The organism is Mesorhizobium sp. M7A.F.Ca.US.006.04.2.1 (genome assembly GCF_004022915.1).
Taxonomy (GTDB): domain Bacteria; phylum Pseudomonadota; class Alphaproteobacteria; order Rhizobiales; family Rhizobiaceae; genus Mesorhizobium; species Mesorhizobium ciceri.
This window is the reverse complement of sequence record NZ_RZQA01000482.1, coordinates 1-4,992: the sequence shown is the minus strand read 5'-3', so window position 1 is coordinate 4,992 and position 4,992 is coordinate 1. Positions and strand designations below refer to the sequence as shown.

6 protein-coding genes are annotated in these 4,992 nt (G+C 63.1%); 2 read left to right on the top strand and 4 right to left on the bottom strand.

Translation table 11 applies throughout. The annotated features are described in order from the left end of the window. Both EN925_RS23185 and EN925_RS23180 read right to left on the bottom strand, forming a co-directional pair. A partial coding sequence (locus EN925_RS23185; protein ID WP_127417534.1) for an acyl-homoserine-lactone synthase occupies window positions 1-204 on the bottom strand: 204 nt, incomplete at its 3' end. Between the two features lie 96 nt (window positions 205-300). Further along, window positions 301-1,032, bottom strand: a complete 732-nt coding sequence (locus EN925_RS23180; protein ID WP_024503165.1) for a LuxR family transcriptional regulator — start codon at window positions 1,030-1,032, stop codon at window positions 301-303. Window positions 1,033-1,281: 249 nt separating this feature from the next. On the opposite strand from EN925_RS23180, the gene EN925_RS23175 reads away from it, so the two are divergent. After that, a complete protein-coding gene (locus EN925_RS23175; protein ID WP_063170010.1) occupies window positions 1,282-2,130 on the top strand; it encodes a transporter substrate-binding domain-containing protein in 849 nt (282 codons plus the stop codon). A 12-nt stretch (window positions 2,131-2,142) separates the two neighbouring features. Here EN925_RS23175 and EN925_RS23170 read toward each other — a convergent pair whose 3' ends face one another. Then, window positions 2,143-2,550: a tellurite resistance TerB family protein gene (locus EN925_RS23170; protein ID WP_013533653.1), complete on the bottom strand. Its 408-nt coding sequence runs from the start codon at window positions 2,548-2,550 to the stop codon at window positions 2,143-2,145. Window positions 2,551-2,715: 165 nt separating this feature from the next. On the opposite strand from EN925_RS23170, the gene EN925_RS23165 reads away from it, so the two are divergent. Beyond that, window positions 2,716-4,362: a lysine--tRNA ligase gene (locus EN925_RS23165; protein WP_063170009.1), complete on the top strand. Its 1,647-nt coding sequence runs from the start codon at window positions 2,716-2,718 to the stop codon at window positions 4,360-4,362. On the opposite strand, the gene EN925_RS23160 is transcribed toward EN925_RS23165, so the two are convergent. Beyond that, window positions 4,328-4,992, bottom strand: a 665-nt coding sequence (locus EN925_RS23160) for a thermonuclease family protein (RefSeq protein WP_164894342.1), incomplete at its 5' end; no start/stop codon positions are given. The two genes, EN925_RS23165 and EN925_RS23160, sit on opposite strands and share 35 nt — an antisense overlap.

Genomic DNA, 4,992 nt, shown 5'->3' with positions numbered 1-4,992 from the left:
GGAAAACCCCGCCACTTCACCGCCCCTGATGACGATCTGATGGACCGCCTCGTCGTGATCGAACTGGTCGAGTTCGAGCCCATCGGGGCGCCTGAGGTCATCCCACCCCATCTCCTCGACGAATATCTTGTAGCGCAAACGATGGACGGCCTCCCAAAGGTCGGGACGTTCCATCAATTCCTGGGTTGTAAGGGAAAAAAGCATTCCGCCGTCTCCTGCGTTCAGAGGAAGATACGGCCGTGCTTTGATGAGAAAATTGCGTGATCGCGTAGGCAAGGATTTCAGGTCGGCACGGCCGACCTAACTAATGTAGCCGCGCCGTATCGCTTCCGCGACGGCCTGCACCCTGTTGACGGCACCTAGTTTGCTTTTGGCGTTAAGAAGATGTTTCTCCGAGGTGTGTTCGGAAATGCCGAGGATTTGCGAAATCTCCCATTCGGACTTGCCGACGGCGGCCCATTGCAGGCATTCGCGCTCGCGCGGCGTCAGCACGATATGATCGATGGTCTTGTTCGCCATGGTGTGGAGTTGCATGGCGCGGCCAACCGCGTAGGTCGAGACCAGCGACACCTGGCCGAATTCGGCGGCGGACAATTCCACGGCCTCGCCGCCCAGCGACACCATGACGATCTGGCCGTCGAGCGTGATCAGCGGAAAGGCCAACCCATCGCGCAGTTTGAAGGCGCCGGCATCGCCCATCACCTCGCCGCTGCTCTTGTCTATGCGGATGCCTTGGGACGCTTCGTGCCACTGGAAGGGCGCCTGCAACTGTTTCATATGGCTGACGACCGGGTCATGATCGACATAGTTGCGCGCGACATAGCGCTCCAGCCACTCGCCAGGCCAATCGCAGAGAAGCACATGCTGCTTTTGCTGGCCGGCCGGCGTGCCTGGCTGCGGGACGGTTCCCGCCATCAGTGCGGTGAGACCGAAATCCGATGTTATGCCCAGCAGCCTTTCGCAGACCGCCGCCGCCGTTGCGGCGTGCTGCAGTTGGTCTATGTATTCCAGCGTGCGATCGAACTGACCCATCGCAACATCAACCCCATGTTGCCTTGTGCATTGCGGCCAATGATGCGTGCCTGATCTACACTTCGCCACCGACCACGGATTGCAAATCGCATACTTATTTTGTGGCTCCCTCTCATCGAGGCGACCGAAGCTGATTTGCAAACCGGCTAAATCATATCCTGAAATCGGCGTGTTGAAATCAAAAACCATTGTGCCTGTACCATTTTCGTACCAAAACCGGTGCGAGCACGACTGTGGCGGAGTTTTATCTTGGCGTTCCGGTGGAGGTCCTTCGCCTTTGCGATGCTGATCGGGTTGCTGTCGTTCGCCGACGGTGCGCGCGCCGCGGCGCCTCAGGTTCCGGTGCTGTGGGATGCCAAGGAGCGGCTGCCCAAGCCAGACCTTTCGAAGCTGCCCCGGCTGAGATTCCTCACCACCACGGACTTCCCGCCTTTCAACTTCCTCGACGGTGCGGGAAAGCTGTCCGGCTTCCACATCGATCTGGCACGCGCGATCTGCGCCGAGCTTGGCATTGTCGAAAAATGCCAGATCCAGGCCCTGCCCTGGGCCGAGCTGGAAGGCGCACTGCGGAAAGGCGAAGGCGAGGCGATCATCGCCGGCATCGCCGCCACACCGGAATCGCGCGCGACCTACGCCTTCTCACGCTCCTATCTGCAGTTTCCGGCGCGCTTCATCATGCCGAAGGGCAAGGCGCTGACCGAGCCCGTCTTTGACAAACTGCACGGCAAGCGTGTCGGCGTGATATCAGGCTCGGCGCATGAGCGCATGCTGCGCGACTATTTCAACACGGTCCAGGTCGTCCCTTTCGACAGGCCGGAAGAACTGTATGCCGATCTCAAGGCCGGCAAGGTCGACGCCGCCTTCGGCGACGGCATGCGCCTGGCTTTCTGGCTGGGCGGCTCGGACGCGGCGGGCTGCTGCCGCTTTGCCGGCGGGCCCTATCTGGCGCCCGAATATCTGGGCACTGGCATGGCCATCGCCACCAAGGCGGACAATCCGGCGCTGGCCGCAGCGATCGACTACGCGCTGCAGGAAATTTCAATGAAAGGCACGTTCGCCGAATTTTATCTGCGCTATTTCCCCGTCAGTTTTTTCTAAAGCCAAGGACTTTCAGGTCAGGGTACGCAGCCGCGCCTTGGCCGCGCGGCCGATGGCAGCAACCGTCAGCGTGTCGAGATCGAGCTGACGCCGGATCAGCTGCAGCACCCGCACCTCTTCCATGCGCATTTCGAGGTCGACGGCGGCAACCTCGAAGGCGGCGGCATAGGCGGTGTCGCGCAGCCGCTCGGGCAAGACCTCGGCGACTTCGGCCAGCACGCCCTCCAGCCCATCCTTTTCGTGCAGGCGCTTCTGGCAGTCCTGGGCGACGCCGACCAGCCTGTCGTGGTTGAAGTCCTCGAACACCGGCCAGGAGCGGACGACCTCGCCGATCCGCGCCAGTTCAACATCGGTCATGTCGCGGTCGGAGGCCGAGGTGATGACCATCAGATAGATCAGGGCTTCATGAGGTGTCGGCAATTTTTTCTCCTTGAACCGGGCCTCGAAGTTAGGAACGCCCGTTCTGCACCGCAAGGAAAAAGCGCCGCACGCGTTGACGCTCCGGCGCTGCACGCCTAGAGACCGGTTGAAAAACCCTTGCTGCGGCCCGCCTTCGGGCCGGCAGATGATTTGGAAAACTGTGACATGGCGGGATCAAACATCATCGATCTCAACCCCGAGCTGCTGGCGGCCGCGACCGAAAGCAAGGCGTGGCCGTTCGAGGAAGCCAAAAAGATCATCGAGCGCTACAAAGGCGCCGACTTTCCGCAAACAGTCCTGTTCGAGACCGGCTACGGGCCGTCCGGCCTGCCGCATATCGGCACGTTCGGCGAGGTGGCGCGCACCTCGATGGTGCGCCATGCCTTCCGTGTCCTGACGCAGGACAAGGTCGCGACCAAGCTGCTGTGCTTTTCCGACGATATGGACGGCATGCGCAAGATACCCGACAGCGTGCCGGACCGCGCCGCACTCGAGCCGCATCTGCACAAGCCGCTATCGTCGGTCCCCAACCCCTTCGGCGGCGACTATGCGAGCTTCGCCGACCACAACAATGCGATGCTCTGCCGCTTCCTCGACACGTTCGGCTTCGACTACGAGTTCGCCAGCGCGACGCAATACTACAAGGCCGGCCGTTTCGACGCGATGCTCAAGCGCGCTGCCGAGCGCTATGAGCAGATCATGGCGGTGATGCTGCCGACGCTCGGGCCCGAGCGGCAGGCGACCTACAGCCCGTTCCTGCCGATCTCGCCGAAGAGCGGCCGCGTGCTTTACGTGCCCATGAAGCATGTCGACGCCAAAGCCGGCACCATCACCTTCGACGACGAGGGCACCGAGACCACGCTTTCGATCACCGGCGGCCGCGTGAAGCTGCAGTGGAAGCCGGATTTCGGCATGCGCTGGGCAGCGCTTGGCGTCGATTTCGAAATGTTCGGCAAGGACCACCAGACCAATGCGGTGGTCTACGACCGTATCTGCAACATTCTGGGCGGACGGGCGCCGGAGCATTTCGTCTACGAACTGTTCCTCGACGAGAATGGCCAGAAGATCTCGAAGTCGAAGGGCAACGGGCTGACCATCGACGAGTGGCTGACCTATGCGCCGACCGAAAGCCTCGGGCTCTACATGTACCAACGGCCGCGGCAGGCCAAGAAGCTGTATTTCGACGTCATCCCGCGGGCCGTGGATGAATACTACACGTTCCTCGCCGCCTATCCCCGCCAGGACTGGAAGGAGCGGCTGGGCAACCCGGTCTGGCATATGCATGACGGCAACCCGCCCGCGATCGACATGCCGGTGCCGTTCTCTCTGCTGCTCAATCTGGTCAGCGCTTCCAACGCGCAGAACAAGGATGTGCTGTGGGGATTCATTTCACGTCATACGCAAGGCGTGACGCCGGCGACGCATCCAGAGCTCGACCGGCTGGTCGGCCATGCGATCCGCTATTTCGACGATTTCGTGAAGCCGACGAAAACCTTCCGGCCCGCCGACGAGGTCGAGCGCGAAGCGCTGGCAGCGCTCGACGAAGCACTTGGCGCGCTGCCGGCGGACGCCAGCGGCGAAGCGATCCAGAACGCCTCGCTCAACGTCGCACGCAGGATCGAGCGCTATCAGGATCATTCCAAGCAGAGCCCGGAAGGCGGCCCCGGCGTATCGGGCGCCTTCTTCCAGATGATCTACCAGGTGCTGATCGGCCAGGAGCGCGGCCCGCGCTTCGGCTCGTTCGCAGCACTCTACGGCGTTGCCGAGACGCGTGCGCTCATTGAGCGGGCGCTGGCTGGTCAGCTGGCTTGAGCACGCCGTCGACCTCTTCCAGGATCGAACCCGGCGCCTGAGGTGCCGGGCCTGGCGCGGCCGGCATCGCCGGCATGCCGGACAGATCAGGCGCCGATCCGAAAATGCCCTTCCTGCCCGTGCGCGCCTTGTCGCCGGCCTCGACATAGGGGCCGCCCTTGGCGGCGCGCGCCCAGCCATTTTCGACCAGCCACTGACCGACATCCTGCTTGCCGATCCGGCACTCGGCTGCGATCAGGTCGCGGCCGCCCTGCGGCGGCACCGTGCAGACCACCGCGCGGCCGCGCAGGAAGGCGCGGAACGCTGTCCTCGCCCGGACACCGCACGGCCAGGACTTGCCGTCCTCGCTGCAAATCTCGTCCTGCCTGACGATGTCGATGCCGGAAACCGCGACCGAGTAGCCCTTCGCCTCGATCAAGCCGGCGGCCGGCGCAACCGGCTGGAACAGCTTTGTGCCGTTCCAGTCGTCAGGCATTTTCGGCTTGGGCGGCACGGCCAGCGCGAGTTTGCTCAGCGGCTCGCGCGGCTCGATCCGTTCAAGCCCGTCGGCGGGCAGTTCCGGCGGCGCGACGATTTCGGGATCGATCGCCCTCGAATGCGTCGCCGGCTTCGGCGGCTGCGGAGCTGCAA